The 17,508-nt window shown below is 42.6% G+C and carries 18 protein-coding genes; 8 read left to right on the top strand and 10 right to left on the bottom strand.

All coding sequences use genetic code 11. The features are described 5' to 3' along the window. Positions 1–13: 13 nt before the first annotated feature. From benD to benA, 4 genes are all read right to left on the bottom strand, one after another. Positions 14–799, bottom strand: a complete 786-nt coding sequence (benD, locus tag F993_RS07185; RefSeq protein WP_004655326.1) for a benzoate diol dehydrogenase BenD — start codon at positions 797–799, stop codon at positions 14–16. A 21-nt stretch (positions 800–820) separates the two neighbouring features. Next, positions 821–1,837 (bottom strand): benzoate 1,2-dioxygenase electron transfer component BenC, encoded by a 1,017-nt coding sequence (gene benC, locus F993_RS07190; RefSeq protein ID WP_004655324.1) that lies wholly within the window; start codon positions 1,835–1,837, stop codon positions 821–823. Positions 1,838–1,910: 73 nt separating this feature from the next. Continuing rightward, positions 1,911–2,411: a benzoate 1,2-dioxygenase small subunit gene (benB, locus tag F993_RS07195; RefSeq protein WP_004655322.1), complete on the bottom strand. Its 501-nt coding sequence runs from the start codon at positions 2,409–2,411 to the stop codon at positions 1,911–1,913. Then, positions 2,408–3,790, bottom strand: a complete 1,383-nt coding sequence (benA, locus tag F993_RS07200) for a benzoate 1,2-dioxygenase large subunit (RefSeq protein WP_004655321.1) — start codon at positions 3,788–3,790, stop codon at positions 2,408–2,410. The genes benB and benA overlap by 4 nt, the downstream gene beginning before the upstream one ends. A gap of 249 nt (positions 3,791–4,039) precedes the next feature. Between benA and F993_RS07205 the strand changes: the two genes are divergently transcribed. Beyond that, positions 4,040–4,999, top strand: a complete 960-nt coding sequence (locus F993_RS07205) for a LysR family transcriptional regulator (protein WP_004655319.1) — start codon at positions 4,040–4,042, stop codon at positions 4,997–4,999. 78 nt (positions 5,000–5,077) lie between these two features. Here F993_RS07205 and F993_RS07210 read toward each other — a convergent pair whose 3' ends face one another. Next, positions 5,078–5,653 carry a peroxiredoxin gene (locus F993_RS07210; RefSeq protein ID WP_004655317.1) on the bottom strand — a complete coding sequence of 192 codons (576 nt, stop codon included), beginning with the start codon at positions 5,651–5,653 and terminating at the stop codon, positions 5,078–5,080. Between the two features lie 132 nt (positions 5,654–5,785). Between F993_RS07210 and F993_RS07215 the strand changes: the two genes are divergently transcribed. The 7 genes from F993_RS07215 to F993_RS07245 all read left to right on the top strand — a co-directional run bounded on the left by F993_RS07215 (position 5,786) and on the right by F993_RS07245 (position 11,971). Next, a complete protein-coding gene (locus F993_RS07215; RefSeq protein WP_004655315.1) occupies positions 5,786–6,115 on the top strand; it encodes a DUF6176 family protein in 330 nt (109 codons plus the stop codon). A gap of 42 nt (positions 6,116–6,157) precedes the next feature. Further along, positions 6,158–6,871, top strand: a complete 714-nt coding sequence (locus F993_RS07220) for an alpha/beta fold hydrolase (RefSeq protein ID WP_032812505.1) — start codon at positions 6,158–6,160, stop codon at positions 6,869–6,871. A 320-nt stretch (positions 6,872–7,191) separates the two neighbouring features. After that, positions 7,192–8,487, top strand: coding sequence for an adenosylmethionine--8-amino-7-oxononanoate transaminase (bioA, locus tag F993_RS07225; RefSeq protein WP_004655312.1), 1,296 nt, complete (start codon positions 7,192–7,194; stop codon positions 8,485–8,487). Then, the gene (locus F993_RS07230; protein WP_004655310.1) at positions 8,474–9,628 is read left to right on the top strand and encodes an 8-amino-7-oxononanoate synthase; all 1,155 of its coding nucleotides are present in this window, start codon (positions 8,474–8,476) and stop codon (positions 9,626–9,628) included. Before bioA ends, F993_RS07230 begins: the two co-directional genes overlap by 14 nt. Further along, complete coding sequence (bioC, locus tag F993_RS07235) at positions 9,625–10,413, top strand: malonyl-ACP O-methyltransferase BioC (protein WP_004655309.1); 789 nt, start codon at positions 9,625–9,627, stop codon at positions 10,411–10,413. Before F993_RS07230 ends, bioC begins: the two co-directional genes overlap by 4 nt. Continuing rightward, positions 10,410–11,051, top strand: a complete 642-nt coding sequence (gene bioD, locus F993_RS07240) for a dethiobiotin synthase (RefSeq protein ID WP_004655307.1) — start codon at positions 10,410–10,412, stop codon at positions 11,049–11,051. Before bioC ends, bioD begins: the two co-directional genes overlap by 4 nt. Positions 11,052–11,305: 254 nt before the next feature. Next, positions 11,306–11,971, top strand: a complete 666-nt coding sequence (locus F993_RS07245; protein WP_004655304.1) for a hypothetical protein — start codon at positions 11,306–11,308, stop codon at positions 11,969–11,971. 74 nt (positions 11,972–12,045) lie between these two features. Here F993_RS07245 and F993_RS07250 read toward each other — a convergent pair whose 3' ends face one another. The 5 genes from F993_RS07250 to F993_RS07270 all read right to left on the bottom strand — a co-directional run bounded on the left by F993_RS07250 (position 12,046) and on the right by F993_RS07270 (position 17,404). Then, positions 12,046–12,465, bottom strand: a complete 420-nt coding sequence (locus F993_RS07250; protein ID WP_004655303.1) for an ExbD/TolR family protein — start codon at positions 12,463–12,465, stop codon at positions 12,046–12,048. 14 nt (positions 12,466–12,479) lie between these two features. After that, positions 12,480–12,908: an ExbD/TolR family protein gene (locus F993_RS07255; protein WP_004655302.1), complete on the bottom strand. Its 429-nt coding sequence runs from the start codon at positions 12,906–12,908 to the stop codon at positions 12,480–12,482. A gap of 11 nt (positions 12,909–12,919) precedes the next feature. After that, positions 12,920–13,795 carry a MotA/TolQ/ExbB proton channel family protein gene (locus F993_RS07260; protein WP_004655301.1) on the bottom strand — a complete coding sequence of 292 codons (876 nt, stop codon included), beginning with the start codon at positions 13,793–13,795 and terminating at the stop codon, positions 12,920–12,922. A gap of 41 nt (positions 13,796–13,836) precedes the next feature. Then, on the bottom strand, positions 13,837–14,550 hold the full coding sequence (locus F993_RS07265) for a TonB family protein (RefSeq protein WP_004655299.1): 714 nt from the start codon (positions 14,548–14,550) through the stop codon (positions 13,837–13,839). Positions 14,551–14,704: 154 nt separating this feature from the next. Beyond that, positions 14,705–17,404 (bottom strand): TonB-dependent receptor, encoded by a 2,700-nt coding sequence (locus F993_RS07270; RefSeq protein ID WP_004655296.1) that lies wholly within the window; start codon positions 17,402–17,404, stop codon positions 14,705–14,707. Between the last annotated feature and the right edge of the window lie 104 nt (positions 17,405–17,508).

Here is a 17,508-nt window from a genome sequence, read left to right as displayed (position 1 = left end):
CAAAAGATCAGGGCTAACCCTGATCTCCACCTCCCACGGGGATGACGCTGCCCGTGATATAGGAGGCATCATCGGAGGCAACGAAGACAATGGCTTTGACTTGTTCCTCAATACTGCCATAACGGCCCATGAAGGTGCGATCTATGGTTTGATCCACCACTTGTTGCATCCAGTCTTTTTCATTTTGACTGAGTGGGTTGCTATTACGCGGTACTTTGCGAGGTGGGGCTTCGGTGCCACCTGTAGCGATGGCATTGACCCGAATTCCATCTTTGGCGTGTTCAAAGGCCAGCGACGCTGTCAGTGCATTGACGCCACCTTTGGCGGCAGAGTAGGGAATTCGGTTAATCCCGCGAGTCGCAATCGATGAAACATTGACGATCACACCGGCCTGTTGCTGAATCATTGCAGGCAAGACCGCTCGGCAGCACCATAAAGTCGGAAACAACGAGCGATTCACTTCCTTGATAATTTCCTGTTCAGAAAATTCCTGAAAAGGTTTCATCCAGATTGCGCCGCCAACATTATTGATCAGCACATCGATCCGGCCAAAATGTTGAATAGCTTTGGCAACCACAGTTTGTGCACCTGCAAAGCTTTCCAGATCGGCTTGAACCGTAATGGCCTCAGCACCTAAGGCTTTGACTTCGGTCAGTACCTCTTGCACATAATCGGAAAGGTCGGCCAGAACTAGTTGCGCACCTTCCGCCGCCAGTTGTAGCGCCACCCCACGACCAATGCCTTGAGCACTACCTGTGACAATTACCACTTTATCGCTAAATCTTTGAGTTTGAGACATGGCTTGATTTTCCTGTGGCTATTAATTCGCAGAGAACTTTTCGAACAGGAAGTTGGCTGGTTTGATCTGTTCTGTATCTAACCAGCCACGGACGGCTTCGACCATCGGTACAGGACCGCACAGATAAATATCGACATCGCCGCTATTGAGCCATTCAGATTCGATATGACCTGTGACATAGCCTTTACGCGCATGCTGACTGTCAGGATGCGCAACGACAGTTCGATATTCAAACCAAGGGAATTTCGCTTGTAATTCTGCCAGTTTCTCCAAAGCCACCAGATCAAAATCGTTGGTCACACCAAACACTAAACGCACAGGTTGGGTTGAACCTTTTTCTTCAAGCACCTGTAACATCGACATAAAAGGGGCGATGCCTGTACCACCTGCCAGCATTAGCACAGGACGAGTGACATTACGTAGATAGAAGCTGCCGAATGGTCCTGTGAAGCTCATTTTATCGCCTGCCTGCGCAGCCTTGCTTAAGAAATCGCTCATTTTGCCATTTGGGACATTACGCACCACAAAACCTGTTAAGCGATTGCCCGGCTTTGAGCTAAATGAATATGAACGGGTTTCACCTGTTTCAGGAATGGCGACATTGACATACTGCCCTGCAAGAAAATGAATATCGGGTTGCCCTTCATCCAGTTGAATATCAAAAGTAATGGTTGAGTCGGAAAGATTTTCGACCCGAGCCAATGTGCCTTGGAAAGAATGAATTTCGGTTTTACAAACATCAGATGACGCCTGAATTCGGAATACTGCATCTGAGCTTGGACGACATTGGCACGCCAGAATATAACCTTGCTCTGCTTCTTCTGGGGTGAGGGCATCTTCGATATAACTTTCTTCTGGCATGTCATAACTGCCAGATTCGCAGAATGCACGGCAAGTACCACAGGCACCGTCACGGCAATCCAACGGGATATTAATTTTTTGGCGATAGGCTGCATCGGACAGGGTTTCACCTTGAGCAACACTGATAAAACGTGTCACACCATCTTCAAATTGAAGTGCTACATTGTGGTTTGACATGAGATGTATCCTACAAAATAATTTAAATTTGGGACCCCAACCAACAGTCCATTTGGCTGAGGCGACCTATTTTTTACAGGTGATAGATATCAATCACTTGATTGATATAGTCATTTTTGAGTACGACATACTTGCTTAGAATTTTTGGTTCATCATCTGAACAATCAATGACATAACGTGACATGCCAAAGTAGCTATAGGTGGTTTTGTAGCGGAAGCTCAAGGTATTCCAGTTGAAGCGAACGGTGACTTTATCGCCGTCGCGTTCAATCACTTCAATATTGGCAATATTGTGGCAAGTACGGGTATCAGGCATGGTGGCAGAAGAGCGTTCGGTTTTGATTCGGAACACACGGTCTTCTAAACCTTGGCGATCTGGATAATAAATCAAGGAGATTTCAGACTGTGGATCTTCGGTGAGCTGATCATTGTCATCCCACGCTGGCATCCAGAAGCTGGCTTCAGGCGCATAGCAATTGAGCCAGTCATCCCATTGTTCATCATCTAAAAAGCGAGCTTCACGATAGAGAAACTGAGCAATATTTTCCAAGCTGCTTTGATCTTGAATACTCATGCGTTTTCTCCTTGAGCAGCAATTTGCTTCTCAGCGACAATGGCGTGTTTCATGGTATGCAACCAATATTGATGTTGCGCCAGATAGAGGCCTTCATCTTCGGTTTTAATTCCGCTTAACATCGGTTTAAGCCCAATTTCATTGGCTGCATCATCGGGGCCATAAATCCAGTGCTTGGAACCACGGCACATGTCATTCCATTCCAGTGCGATCCCGGCATAACCTGCCTGACAGGCACGGAATTCTTCTAGGTCATCGGGTGTGGCCATGCCTGAGGCATTAAAGAAATCTTCATATTGGCGAATACGACGCGCACGTGCCTCTGGGGCTTCACCTTTCGGTGCAATACAGTAAATCGTGACTTCAGTGCGATCGACTGAGATAGGACGTAACACCCGAATTTGTGAACCGAACTGGTCCATTAAATACACGTTTGGATAGAGGCACAGATTACGCGAGCGTTCGATCATCCATTTCGACATGGCTGCACCGTATTTCTCGGTATATTCATCTGCTTTCGGGAAGTTTGGACGATCTTCTGGATTGGCCCATTGTGTCCAAAGCAGCATGTGTCCATTTTCAAAACCATAAGAACCACCACCTTGTTTGCCCCAAGAGCCTGCACTCATGGCACGAATATTATCGGCGGCTTGGGTCTCTTTGCGGTGTTGTGTGGTTGCGGCATAGTTCCAGTGCACTGCTGAAACGTGATAACCATCAGCACCATTTTCCGCCGTCAGTTTCCAATTCCCTTCATAGGTATAAGAGGAAGTACCGCGTAGAACTTCTAAACCATGTTCGGATTGATCGACAATCATGTCGATGATTTTGCTGGTTTCACCCAAAAATGCTTCAAGGGATGGTACATCTGGATTGAGGCTGCCGAACAAGAAACCTTTGTAGTTTTCAAAACGTGCGACTTTTTTCAGATCATGTGAACCATCCTGATTAAAGCAATCTGAGTAGCCCGCTTCACTTGGATCTTTGACTTTGAGGAGTTTGCCTGAGTTGTTAAAGGTCCAACCATGGAAAGGGCAAGTATAAGTGGCTTTGTTACCGCGTTTATGACGACAAAGTTGGGCACCACGATGCGAACAGGCATTGATCATGGCATTTAGCTCGCCGTTACGGTTGCGGGCGATGATGACTGGTTGACGACCAATATAGGTGGTGTAGAAATCGTTGTTATTGGGGATTTGGCTTTCGTGTGCTAAATAAACCCAATTGCCTTCGAAAATGTATTTCATTTCAAGGTCAAATAGAGCTTGATCGGTAAATACTGAACGATGAAGTTTAAATTCACCTGTGTCGATATTATCGACCAGTAATTCATCAATGCGGTCAAGATGGCTGGTATTGATTACAGGAATACGTGGCATGTCCGTTCTCCGACTTTCCAAAACTGTGGAAGTCATCGAGTTGCGCTAAAAGCGTCTCGATATCCTAATAAGTTGAATGTGGCGAGTGTTGTGGTTTGAACCGATAAGGATGAATGTGGGCAGCTGGAATCTAGCGGAAGCGATTCATAACTTCATCGGTTTATCTCTTGTCTATACCTTAAAAGAATGAGTAAACTCTGTCTAAGACCGAATTTATATTTTTATATATCTTAAAGGTATGGAAACCTCATGGAATTACGTCATTTACGGTATTTTGTTGCGGTTGTTGAAGAACAGAGCTTCACCAAGGCCGCAGAAAAACTATTTATTGCTCAACCACCTTTGAGTCGGCAGATTCAAAATTTGGAAAGTGAGTTGGGTATTCAACTGTTTGAGCGGGGCAGCCGACCTCTACAAACCACACCTGCGGGACATTTCTTTTATCAGCATGCGATTAAACTTTTGTCTAATGCCGAAGAAATTAAAAGTATGGCGAAACGGATTGGGCTGATTGAACGCAGTGTTACCATTGGTTTTGTCGGTTCGCTGCTTTATGGTCTATTGCCACGGATCATCTATTTATTCAGACAACAGCAGCCGCATCTCAATATTCAACTGGTTGAAATGAGCACCACTGAGCAGTTACAAGCTTTAAAGGAAGGTCGAATTGATGTGGGCTTTGGTCGTTTGCGGATTAGTGATCCTGCGGTCAGACGGATTTTACTGCGCAAGGAGCGTTTGGTTGTGGCGGCGCATACCAGCCATCCGATTGCACAGCGGACAGAAGGGGTCTATCTGGCAGATCTGATTGATGAAAAGATGTTTATGTATCCGACTTCACCGAAACCGAATTTTTCGACTCAACTGCTGAATATTTTTGCCGAGCATAGTTTAGTGCCGAAAAATATGCATGAAGTGCGGGAAATTCAATTGGCTTTGGGTCTGGTCGCTGCAGGTGAAGGCTTGTGCGTGATTCCTGCCAGTGCCGATACCATTCGTTTTCCACATCTCAATTACATTCCGATTCTGGACAATGGTGCGGTTAGCCCAATCTTTTTGACTGCACGGGCAATGGATCGTAGTGAAGACTTACAACTGTTATTTGATTGTGTTTATCAGGTCTATGATCTGGAAGGCATTCCGTATCAACGGACCGTGTTTACACTGGATCAGAATCCGATTGATGATTCCAATGGTATTGATTTTTAAACACATATAAAAATGCCTAGACTTCAAATAGCTAGGCATAAAAACAATCAATAAGCTGATTCAAAATCTTCAAAGCGATTATTTGCTTTGTAAGTTTTTTAGATCTTTCAAGACTTGATCGGCATGAGTTTGGGTATTCACGCTAGTGTAGTGATACATTACCGCGCCTTGAGGATTAATCAAAAAACTCTCGCGTTTGGCGATCTTGGCAATTCCTAGATTTCGAACGATGCCGAATTTAGTTGCCAGTTCGCCTTGATCATCAGCAAGAATTGGGAAGGGTAGGCCGAGTTTTTCTGAGAATTTTTGATGTGAGGCAACATCATCAAGACTGACACCCAGCACCACCGCATTTGATTTGGTAAATTGGGGATACAGCGATTTAAATTGATTGGCTTCTTGAGTACAGCCTGCTGTGTTGTCTTTAGGATAGAAATAAAGTACCACCCATTTGCCTTTATATTGATTTAAGGTGTGCCATTTGCCAGTTTGATCTTGCAGTTTAAAGTCTGGAGCAGACTGTCCAACCCATTCTTTTTGTGCAGTATCTTGCTTAGAAAATAAGGTAGTTTGTGCGCTACTGAGCGTGGGTGCACTAAGTAAAAAAAGTGAACTACATAAAACGAAAACTTTGGACTTTATCGTATTCATCATGTTGATCTCAAAGTGTAATAGCAGCTACTTTAGCAAATTTAGAGATTGGATGGGGTAGAAAATTCTTTACAGGGTTTTGATCTGCTTTATATATTTAAATCGAATGATCATTAAAAAAGAAAAGGAAAATTAATGGATGTTGGTGCAGTTCTGATTAAATTAAAAGCAAATAGGCAGGCTGAGGTCGAGGCTTGGCAGCAAGAAATTCAACAACGTAAAGTAGAAGCGATTCAAACACTTCAAACTGAAGGGGTAACAATTGAATCTTGGTTTCAACTTGAATTGAATGGCGATCATTATTTACTCGCCTACATGCGTGCTAAAGATATTGCTTATGCACAACAGGCAGCAAGAAATAGTCGCTTTGAGATTGATCAAGTTCATCGACAGTTCAAGCAACATTGGGAGCAAGTGATTCCAGCGCAGCTTTTGGTAGATTTGGAAAATAATGAGCAGTGTTAATCAGAGTATACTGCGTTGAAGTTTTTGGGAATGAGCAAGCACGTGACCTATAAGATTCTACTCATCACGGGATGGGGCGGTGGTGCCGAATTATTAAAACCTTTACATGAGGCTTTAGCACAAAAGGGACATAGCATTGAGCGAATCAATATCTTTAATGCGCTGAATGATGACATCTTGCAACAGCATGTCGAACTTGCAGTGAAGTTTGATGTGATCATTGGATGGTCGCTTGGTGGACAACTGGCAGCATTACTGGTTGATCAGATCCAACAACAATACGCTGAACAGAAAGTGTTAATCACTTTAGCGTCGAATCCATGTTTTGTGGCTCAAGCAGATTGGATGGCTGCCATGCCTGTTGAAACCTTTATCCCATTCAAACAGGCTTTTGAACAAGATGCGATTAGTACTTTAAAGCGTTTTGGCTTGTTAGTGTGCCAAGGTGCAAGTTCGGCAAAGAAAGATTTCGTAGCTATGCAGAAATTGATTCGTCCACAACAGATTGCATTGCTTAGGGACGGTTTACAGTTGTTAGAGCAATTAAACTTGGTTGAGTTGTATGAAAATTATCAAGGTAAGCAGTTACATGTCTTTGCAGAGCATGATGCTTTAGTTCCTTACCAAGTTATACGAAATATTGATGATTTAGCTGCAAAAAATCTATCTGTTGTTTTGGTTGATGGAGCTTCACATGGTTTTCCTTGTTTTATGGTTGAGCAGACTGCGCAGATAATTGAAGATTTTATTCAATAGACGGTTTAATCTTGCTTGAATTGAAAGTTCTCGCAATATATTTTAGGTTTTGACAAGTTTAAGATAAAAAGCTATTGAGATTTATTGAACGTTCTTATCATTATTGAAATTTACTTTTAATATTCGCTATCGTGGAGGCGACATGGATGTCGCCGTTAGGCTGTGGCATCAAGGATGTGCCATCAGCCTAACAAAAGACTTTTGCTTACTTTTCATCTTTGAAAAGTAAGTCCAGCTGAAGGCTTATCCTGAAATTGGCTGAGTACTCGGAATGACACTGTACAGCACATCGTTAAATATTGAATTTACAGAGGTAAAGGATGACAGACCCATTTGATTTAGAACATATATGGCATCCCTATACTTCGATGTTAAATCCACTACCAACCTTTAAAGTCAAACGTGCCTATGGCGCAACCATTGAACTGGAAGATGGTCGAACTTTAGTTGATGGCATGTCGTCATGGTGGTGTGCAATTCATGGTTATAATCATCCTGAACTGAACCAAGCGGTTACAGATCAATTGCAGAACATGGCGCATATCATGTTCGGTGGTCTGACCCATGAACCTGCAATTGAATTAGGTAAATTATTATTAAAAATTACGCCGCCGAACTTAGATAAGATTTTCTATGCAGATTCAGGTTCGGTTGCCGTAGAAGTGGCTTTAAAAATGGCAGTTCAATATTGGGCTGCATTAAACAAATCAGAGAAAACCAATTTTATTACCACACGCTCTGGCTATCATGGTGATACTTGGAATGCGATGTCGGTGTGTGATCCAGTCACGGGGATGCATCAAATTTTTGGTACAAGTTTACCCAATCGCATTTTTGTTCCTGCACCACAATGCCGCTTCGATGCAGAATGGGATCCGCAAGACATCCAGGAACTCAAGCAACAGATTGAACAGCATCATCACACTATTGCTGCTCTGATTATCGAGCCAATTGTACAAGGTGCAGGTGGCATGCGTTTTTATCATCCTGAATATTTGCGCCAAGCTAAAGCATTGTGTGAGCAATATAATCTATTGTTAATCTTTGATGAGATTGCCACAGGCTTTGGGCGTACAGGTAAAATGTTTGCATGGGAACATGCCCAAGTAGAACCCGATATTATGTGTATTGGTAAAGGTTTAACAGGTGGTTATATGACACTGTCTGCGACCTTAACCACCAAGCAAGTGGCTGAAAGCATTAGTTGTGGTGAAGCGGGTGTGTTTATGCATGGCCCAACCTTTATGGCGAATCCACTGGCCTGTGCAGTTGCTTTAAGAAGTACTCAATTATTGGTTGATCAAGACTGGCAAGCCAATATTCAACGGATTGAAAAGATTCTGGCTGAACAATTAATGGATTTAGCACAGCTTGACCACGTTGCAGATGTACGTGTTTTAGGTGCGATTGGCGTGGTTGAATTAACCAGCAATGTGGATATGAAAACCTTGCAGCAACAGTTTGTAGAGCGTGGTATTTGGGTACGGCCATTTGGAAAATTGGTCTATGTGATGCCGCCGTATGTGATCACAGATGACGAACTCCATTATTTATTAGCACAGATGAGTGAAGTGGTAAAAAATATGCAGGAAGTAAATAGCAATGTCCTTGCTTGATCATTATGCTGAGCAGCTTGACCTACTTAAGCAACAGGGTAATTTCCGTCAATTCACTTCAAATGAGCAATCTGGACGATGGATTACCATCCAAGATCGAACCATGTTGAATCTGGCATCCAATGATTATTTAGGTCTTGCCGCTGATTTAACTTTAAGAGAAGAGTTTCTTGATACGCTGAAAATCGAACGAGCGCTCTTTAGTTCATCTTCTTCACGTTTGCTCACGGGAAATTTTGCGGAATATGAACAATTTGAAAATAGCCTAAGTAAAGCCTTTGGCCGTGCTGCCTTACTCTTTAATAGTGGCTACCACATGAATATTGGTATTTTGCCAGCCTTAGCTGATAGTAAAACCGTGATTCTGGCCGATAAACTGGTGCATGCCAGTATGATTGATGGCATTCGACTATCGACTGCTCAATATGTGCGTTATCGTCATAATGATTTGCAGCATCTGGAACAGTTATTGCAAAAGTATCATCAAGATGAGCAAGTTGAACGCATTATTGTGGTGACTGAAAGTATTTTTAGTATGGATGGCGATGAGACGGATTTAGCAGCCTTGGCGCAGTTAAAGCAACGCTTTGCCAAAACTATGTTGTATGTCGATGAAGCACATGCGATTGGTGTCAGGGGGGAGCAAGGTCTGGGTTGTGCTGAACAATATGGCGTGTTAGATCAGATTGATTTCTTGGTTGGGACCTTTGGTAAAGCAATTGCCTCGGTAGGCGGCTATATCATTTGTGATTCAATCATTCGTGATTATCTGATCAATAAAATGCGCCCATTGATTTTTAGTACAGCTTTGCCTCCAATCTCGATGGCATGGTCAGATTTTATTTTTAATAAAGTGCTGAGCATGCAGCAACAGCGTCAATACTTGACTGAGATCAGTCAGTATTTACAACGGGCGGTGATTGCAAAAGGTTTCTCGAGCCCATCCAGCAGTCATATCATTCCAATTATTTTAGGCGAAAGCCAAGCGGCCATTGAAAAAGCACGCTATGTACAACAACAAGGTTTTTATGCCATGCCGGTACGCCCACCAACAGTGCCACAGAATAGTTCACGCCTGCGTATTTCATTAACTTCTTTGGTGCAAAAAACTGAATTGGAACAATTGGTGGAGTGTTTGTGAGCATCAATAAAGCATTGGTTGCACGACGTTTTGCCAAAGCAGGGCAAAGCTATGTCGAGCATGCTGTGGTACAAAAGCAAATTAGTGCACAGTTATTTAAATATCTTCAAACTTATTGTCCGCAAAGCTTGGGCTCAGTCCTAGAAATTGGCTGCGGTTCAGGCAATCTCACCCACTTACTTCAATCTCATTTTCAAGTTGAGCAACTGTTTTTAAATGATTTATATGACGATGTAGAGCAGCATTTTTCAAATTTTAAATCCCCTCTAAATCTCCCCTTTATTAAGGGGAGACCTAAGGTTGATTGGTTGATCGGTGATATTGAGCAACTGGTATTACCGCAATGTTTGGATGCAGTGATTTCCAGTTCTGCTTTGCAATGGATGATGGACCTGCCCGCGTTATTACAACGGATTCAAGTGGCGTTAAACCCTCATGGATATTTCGGCTTTTCTACCTTTGGGCCTGATAATCTCACTGAAATTAAGCAACTGACAGGACAGGGTTTAAATTATATTGGCCTAGAATCTTTAAAACGACAGCTTGAACAGCAAGGCTTTGAAATTCTATTAATACAGCAAGATCATAAGCAGATTTATTTTGATCATCCAAAATTGGTATTGCAGCATTTAAAGGCGACAGGCGTGACTGCAACAGCAAAATCACATCGCTGGACCAAGCAATCCTTGCAGCAGTTCTATTCGGATTATCAACAGTTTTATGATGAGCAGGGTTTTAGTCTGACTTATCACCCGATTTATGTGATTGCGCGGAGAATAGCATGAGTGCAGCAATTTATTTTGTTAGCGGTATTGATACTGAAATTGGTAAAACTTATGCCACAGGTTATCTCGCCAAACTTTGGACCGAACAGGGACAGCGTGTCATTACTCAGAAGTTGGTACAAACTGGGAATGTAGATATCTCCGAAGATATCGAAAAGCATCGTGAAATTATGGGCAGTGGCTGGTTTCAGGAAGATCATGACAAACTCACCATGCCTGAAATTTTTACGTATCCAGCCTCGCCGCATTTAGCCACACGTTTGGATGGGCGTGATCTGGATTTTGCCAAGATCGAAGCAGCGACTAAAGTATTGGTTCAGCGGTTTGAGGTGGTGCTATTGGAGGGTGCAGGCGGTTTGATGGTACCTTTAACAACAGAATTGTTAACGATTGATTATATCGTTCGGCATCAATTTCCTGTGATTTTGGTCACTTCTGGGCGTTTAGGTAGTATTAATCATACTTTATTGAGTTTAGAGGCTTTAAAGCAGCGTGGTTTGAGTTTGCATACTTTAGTGTATAACTTAAAAGATGAGTCCAAAGATCCACTTATTTCGAAAGATACCGCAGATTATTTAAAAGCTTATTTGGCAAAGCATTTTCCTGATGCTCGATGGATTGAATTGGAAAAATTCTAATTTAATTCATTAAATTTAGAATCTTATTCAATAGGGGGAACCACAGCGTCTTCCCGAGTTTTCTCAAATGAATACCACATTCTCTTACTTTTCAGGGATGATGAGCTGTGACTGAAACAGCGCAAGACAAAATCCTTTGTAGGGCTGACGGTATATCCTTATACCGCAGCCCTACGGGCGGCATCCATGCCGCCGTCACGATAGCTAATAGATTTTTGGAAGCCATTTAACTAATAAATTTAAGGTGACTAACAATGAATAACAAGAATTTTGTTTTTATAACGCTATGTTTGTCAGGTTTAATCTCGACAACTCATGCTGCTGTACCAACAGATAAAACCATCATCAGTTGGATCACCAACTTACAAGATTCAAATGCCAATCCTCCTCATGCCATTCAGATTGATTCTACCGAAGCCGTAAAACTGATCTCAGGGGAAGAAGCCTATTTATCGGGCGTGAGTTTTGACAATGCAGGACGTAATTTTTGGGCTGGTTATGTATTAACCCGTCCAAAATTAAAACAGGCTCAAATCTTAAAAGAGTTTGGTGGCCAATCGAATAGCTTTAAAGTGCATTCAACCGTTTATAAAGGCAAACCGATTCAACTGATCGAAATTGAAAGTGCAGGTTCAGGACAGGGCACAGTCGAATCGAGTAAAAGTCTGGTTTATTTCACTCAATGGACAAGTAAGCTGATTGCAGAGGTAGAGGAGTCTTCTTATGACGGTCGCTATGATGAAAAACTGGGTGCAGAAGATTGCCGTACAGGACGGGAAAATTCAGGCTATTTAAATGTGATGCCTTATTCACCTTATATCATTCGAACCACAGTGACAGGGGATGCCTGTAATAATAAACCACAAGGCTATAAAGTGAGCAGTAAGCTTATTCCAGTTGTCATCAATGAAATGAAATAAAAAAAGCTAACAAGCGAACTTGTTAGCACAGGAGTAAAATTATAGTTATCTGATTAATTTCTTGTTTTTATTGTTTAGTTATTACTGACGATACCGATTTTGGTGATATTGCTTTGTTGAGCGAGCGCCATCACCATCGCGATATTCTTATATTCGGCCTGTGCATCAGGCTTAAATTTAATCTGATCCTGATCCGCTTTTTGAGCAACTGAATCAAACAAGGCTTTTAAGGCTGAACGATCAGCAACTGCTTGATCATTCCAGAAAATATGCCCTTGTGCATCAACCCGTAAATTAATGGTTTCTGGTGGCTTCTGATCTGTTGGCGGTGGTGGTGTGCCATTTGGCAAATTAATGTTAATGGCGTTGTTTGGAATTGGAATGGTGATAATGAACATAATCAGCAGCACCAACATGACATCAATTAGCGGTGTCATGTTGACGTCGAGCATCACATCTTCTTCATCATTTTTTGAACCCACATTCATACCCATGTGTGATTCTCCTATTATGGTGTAGAAGCAGGGGGAGTGGTAACAAAAGCGATTTTGCCAATCCCTGCTTGCTGTGTTGTGCTGATCACCTGATCTATCGCTTCATAATGAGTCTGTTGATCGCCACGAATATGAACCTCAGGCTGTGGACGTTTTTGCGCTTCAGCTTGTAAACGGGCAAGTAAAGTTTCTTTATTTGCAACGTATTGTTCATTCCAGAAAATATCCCCCGTTTTATTCACTGAAAGCTGGATATTTTGTGGGGTGGTGGCATAAGGTGTATTTTTTTCTTCGGGTAGTTTTACCGGAACAGTGTGTGTGACCACTGGCACTGTAATTAAAAAGATAATCAGCAGCACCAGCATGATGTCGACTAGCGGGGTCGTGTTAATCGTCCCGATGACATCATCGTCACTTTGATCTGAATTAATCATCATGCCCATAATGGTGTTCCTTATTTAGAATCACGGTTTGGGTGATTACTGTTTAAGTCACCGCTGAGGAGTACGGCATGTAGGTCTGAACCAAATGAGCGAACATTGTCCATAACCGCTTTATTACGACGGGTTAACCAGTTATAACCCAGTACAGCAGGAACCGCGACTGCAAGACCAATTGCGGTCATAATCAGTGCTTCACCGACAGGTCCAGCCACTTTATCAATCGATGCTTGGCCTGAAATACCGATCGCAGTAAGCGCGTGATAAATTCCCCAAACTGTTCCAAATAAGCCGACAAATGGCGCAGTTGAACCCACAGTGGCAAGGAAGGCTAGGCCATTACTGAGATGACTTTGCACTTTTTCGATTGCACGTTGGATTGAAATCGTCACCCATGTGTTGAAATCAATACGCTCTAATAATGTGCCGTCATGATGTTTGGTGGAACGAATGCCTTTTTCAGCAATATAACGGTAGCTACTATTGCTATTTAAACTTTCTGCAGCACTATTTAAAGATTCTGCTTCCCAGAAATGACGTTCAGCTTCTGTGCCATGGCGTTTGATTTTACTTTGTTGAAAAACTTTAGACAGAATGATGTACCACGTTCCAATCGACATCAGTACCAAAATAAATAACGTCGATTTTGCGACTAAGTCACCTTCGCGCCAGAGGGCTTCTAAACCATAAGGGTTATGTACTTTTTCAACAGTTGCAGGTAAGGGTGGTGGAGTTGGTGCTGCTTGCGCTACGGCATCAGTTGCTACAGTGGTTGCTGCTGTGGTTTGCGTGGTTTCATCAGCCCATACGGTTGCAACAGGCAGCAATGTACTGCCTGCGATGAGGCCAATTGCTGCAATTCGAGAAATACGTTTTGCTGTGTTTGTCATCTTTAAATTCTCCAAAAAATTTGTTTGTTCAATGCATTTAATTAGGAAATCGTGAATGGATATTCGATTTCGTACCATTCTTGTTGTGGTACACCGTCTTTCATTGCTGGTTTAAACGTACACAGGCTATAGGCTTTGACAGCTGCTTTATCTAAGCTTTTACTACCACTCGATTTTTTGACTTTCGAATCAATCACTTTGCCTGAACCATCAACCAACACACGAATACGCACTGTTCCTTCTTCTTCATTCATCAAGGCTTCACGAGGGTATTCAGGTTTTTGACATCCCGCTTCGCCTTCAGAAACACCGCGCGAAATTCCTGCGGGTTTTGCTGGAACCGCAGGTGCGGCAGGCGCTGTTGGAGCAGCAACAGGGCTCGGACTTGCTGCAGCAGACGTAGGTGTTGGTGTTGCAACAGCCGTTTTGGTAGGTTGAGCAGGTGCTGGTTTTTGTACAGGTGTGACTTTCTCCACCTGTTTAGGTGGGTCAGGCATCTTGGCCACTTTTTCGACCATTTTTGGTGGCTCGGGTGGCTTTTCTTTAGGTTTTGGTTCCTCTGGCTTTGGAGGCGGTGGTGGCTTGATGTCCTGAATAATCTGTAGTTCTACAGGCTTATCGACAGGCTTGCTAAAGTCGGTCGCTAAACTTGTCATCAGAATATAGGCGATAATGAGATGTAGAAATAACACCAGACCAATACCAACAAGGCGTTTGGCAGGTTGATTTTCATTCTCAGAAAAGGGGATGCCCATAATTACTCCTGAAATTGTAATCATGGATTCATCGTCGTTTGGAGGATGGGATCAATTAAAAAATTGATACTGACCGCTTTAATTTTTGATGAATCAGAGGATTACGGTGAACCACTACGACACAATAAACATCATGTCGTAGTGGTGAAACACATTAAAATTTATAAGTACCACGGGCGAAGTAAGTTCGACCTGTTACATCACCAAAACGTGGGTCATAGCCATACTGGAAATTCTCCAAGGTGTTAGATGCTGCTGGTTCTTCATCAAAGATATTTTTAATACCGAGCGTTAAATCCAGATTCTTGAAACCACGGTATGTGCCTGAAACGTTATAAAGGGTATAGTCACTGACACGATGATTCTTATAACCATCATCAAGATTTTCTGAGTTTTGATCTTTATAGCCGCGTGTGAATTGCTGTTGGAAGTTTAGTGACCAGTCTTCATAACTCCAGTTAAGATTTGCGACATGCTTCCAACGGATGGTTGGTCCATCATCCTTGTAAACACCTAAACTGCTGATCCACTCACCATCTTTTTCATTTTGATATTCGTATTTGGTGACATACGTTCCATCAATTCCAAAGCCAAAACGACCAGTTGATGTGACAGGAGTTAAGTAGTTCAGGCTGACATCAAAACCTTGGGTTTTTAAATTGCCCATGTTCTGCATAGTTGTAATGATATAGTCGATTGAACCATCTGCTTTACGAACAAATTTGTCTTTATATTTATCTGGGCTTTCAAAAATGGTCGATGCCTCAAGTGCCGAGATTTGATTTTTAACTTCGACATTGTAGTAATCTAGAGAGAACACAAGGTTTTTGATTGGTTCAAGTACAAAACCTGCTGTGATCGACGTCGATTTTTCAGGCTCTAATTCTTTGTTACCGCCCTGCATACGATCAAACTGCTGATCACAGTCACGAGCCTGACTACCATCAGGGGTAGCTTTGCCCCCTGGGCATAAAATTGGGTCACTGTTACTTGGTGATAACGTTCGACTATTGGTTTTATTGATTTCATATAAGGTTGGTGCGCGGAAGCCTGTACTATATGAAGTACGGAACATGAGTTGTTTAAGTGGTTCCCAACGTAAAGCAATTTTTGGATTAAAGGTATCACCGACATCACTATAATTGTCGTAGCGCGCTGCAATTTGTGCTTCTAACGTTTTATGTAATGGGATTTGTAGTTCTGTAAATACAGATGAAATATCGCGCTTGCCTTCCTGATGTGGATTGTTTGGATCAGTCCCAAGACTTGGTAAACGAGCAGCGAGATCTGAGTTTACAGTAGAATCCCACTTGTCATGGCGAAAACTGCCACCAAATGCGAAACCTACATCACCAGCAGGTAAGCTATAAATTGGTCGGCTTGCTGTAAAATCGACTGTACTCGATTCTAATTTTGCTTTGTTGTAGTCTCCTGAAAGTGACAGTTTGTTCCAAAGATTCGGATCATCTCCAGCCGCCTGTGAACCAAATGGATTAAGTTGGCCAGCATCTAAAGCGGATTGCACAGCTGCTTTATCTAAATATCCACTAGTTGCTGTCTCAGTGACGGCACTACGTGCATAGCTGACACCTGTATTGATATCCCAACCATATGCTTCACCTTCAATACCTGCAAAAACTCGGTGAGATTCATTCTCGGTATCACTAATGCGATTGCCGGCTTGTGAACGCAGTGAGAGTAGAAGTGGTTCACCACTGAGGCCCGCAACAGTCGGTACTAAACCATTTCCTGGATAATACTTACTATTCTTGCTAATTGAGACTTTATTATTGCCGTTATAGACATCAGGTGCGACTGAGGTTGAGACCTTGTTATTGGCATAAACATATTCACCAATAGCGTTGAAGCTATCATTTAGCTTCAGTGTTAAACGACCCATTGCCGAAATATCTTCTGTTTTCGGTACGATTCCAATCAGGTTTTGGGTGTTTAATAGGCAAATTTTATCAAGCGCTTCAGTACCTGCATAACCTCCACAGCCCGTTGCTGCATAAGGATTTCCACTGGCTCCATTTTTAGAATCAACGAAATTGGCAGGGAAAGAGGCTGAACTTCGTGCATCAAGACCAAGTTCGGGAATCAGGCTGCCTTTTGCACTAACCTTTCTATCTTTAGCCATGATGTCATTGCCATGGCGATAATCAACCACACCAAATACATTAAAACCATTGTCTTCAAGGTCGCCATAACCACCAAAAATACTGAAGTCTTGGGTATCACCACCTTTGTGTTCTGGTTGAGTAAGACCCCCACTGATATTCAGCCCAGTGAATTGTTTTTTGGTGATGAAGTTAATAACCCCACCAATCGCATCAGTCCCATAAATTGCAGAAGCGCCATCTCGGACGATCTCGATACGTTCCAGCATAGCGAGAGGAATGATATTTAAATTGGTCACCCCACTATCAAATGCACTAGCAGCCAAACGGCGACCATTGAGTAAAATCAAAGTTTTATTTTCACCAACGCCTCGTAAATTGGCTGTTGCTCCTGCTGTACCAGAACGCCCGACATTTTGTGAAGTCACAAAACCAGCTTGGTTGGCAGTAATTTTGGTCAGTGCTTCTTCTGTCGTGGTTACCCCTTGTTTTAGAATCTCATCAACCTTGACGACCGTGATCGGTGAAGCACTCTGTGCTGCAACACCTTTGATGGATGAACCTGTAACCGCAACCTTTACGACTTTGGCTGTTTTTTCCTCGGATGGTGATTCTGCCTCAGCAGCGTGAGCCATGGTTAAACACAACATACTTAAACTAAGCGTACTGAGTTTGAGTATGGTTTTGCCTGCTTTTGGCAGAGCAGTTGGTTGAGCGAAGTTGGCTTTTTTCATTGATTATTTAACCCCTAAATGGATTGCCACTCTAAAAATTCAATAAATCCGTTTTAGCAAGAGCTGTGCCAAACCCTATTTTTAGATTTCGCTTAATGTAGAAT

Origin of the sequence: Acinetobacter proteolyticus (assembly GCF_000367945.1) — a bacterium.
In the GTDB taxonomy this organism is placed as follows: Bacteria; Pseudomonadota; Gammaproteobacteria; order Pseudomonadales; family Moraxellaceae; genus Acinetobacter; species Acinetobacter proteolyticus.
Note: the sequence above shows the minus strand (reverse complement) of the source record. Positions and strands in the feature narration are given on the sequence as shown.

What these genes read in the sequence shown, in the direction of transcription:
- F993_RS07270 (WP_004655296.1), bottom strand. Translation starts at nt 17,404, where the DNA reads ATGAAAAAAGCCAACTTCGCTCAACCAACTGCTCTGCCAAAAGCAGGC.
- F993_RS07215 (WP_004655315.1), top strand. Translation starts at nt 5,786, where the DNA reads ATGGATGTTGGTGCAGTTCTGATTAAATTAAAAGCAAATAGGCAGGCT.
- F993_RS07250 (WP_004655303.1), bottom strand. Translation starts at nt 12,465, where the DNA reads ATGGGTATGAATGTGGGTTCAAAAAATGATGAAGAAGATGTGATGCTC.
- F993_RS07210 (WP_004655317.1), bottom strand. Translation starts at nt 5,653, where the DNA reads ATGATGAATACGATAAAGTCCAAAGTTTTCGTTTTATGTAGTTCACTT.
- F993_RS07245 (WP_004655304.1), top strand. Translation starts at nt 11,306, where the DNA reads ATGAATAACAAGAATTTTGTTTTTATAACGCTATGTTTGTCAGGTTTA.
- F993_RS07255 (WP_004655302.1), bottom strand. Translation starts at nt 12,908, where the DNA reads ATGGGCATGATGATTAATTCAGATCAAAGTGACGATGATGTCATCGGG.
- F993_RS07230 (WP_004655310.1), top strand. Translation starts at nt 8,474, where the DNA reads ATGTCCTTGCTTGATCATTATGCTGAGCAGCTTGACCTACTTAAGCAA.
- benB (WP_004655322.1), bottom strand. Translation starts at nt 2,411, where the DNA reads ATGAGTATTCAAGATCAAAGCAGCTTGGAAAATATTGCTCAGTTTCTC.
- bioA (WP_004655312.1), top strand. Translation starts at nt 7,192, where the DNA reads ATGACAGACCCATTTGATTTAGAACATATATGGCATCCCTATACTTCG.
- bioD (WP_004655307.1), top strand. Translation starts at nt 10,410, where the DNA reads ATGAGTGCAGCAATTTATTTTGTTAGCGGTATTGATACTGAAATTGGT.
- F993_RS07205 (WP_004655319.1), top strand. Translation starts at nt 4,040, where the DNA reads ATGGAATTACGTCATTTACGGTATTTTGTTGCGGTTGTTGAAGAACAG.
- F993_RS07260 (WP_004655301.1), bottom strand. Translation starts at nt 13,795, where the DNA reads ATGACAAACACAGCAAAACGTATTTCTCGAATTGCAGCAATTGGCCTC.
- F993_RS07265 (WP_004655299.1), bottom strand. Translation starts at nt 14,550, where the DNA reads ATGGGCATCCCCTTTTCTGAGAATGAAAATCAACCTGCCAAACGCCTT.
- benD (WP_004655326.1), bottom strand. Translation starts at nt 799, where the DNA reads ATGTCTCAAACTCAAAGATTTAGCGATAAAGTGGTAATTGTCACAGGT.
- benA (WP_004655321.1), bottom strand. Translation starts at nt 3,790, where the DNA reads ATGCCACGTATTCCTGTAATCAATACCAGCCATCTTGACCGCATTGAT.
- benC (WP_004655324.1), bottom strand. Translation starts at nt 1,837, where the DNA reads ATGTCAAACCACAATGTAGCACTTCAATTTGAAGATGGTGTGACACGT.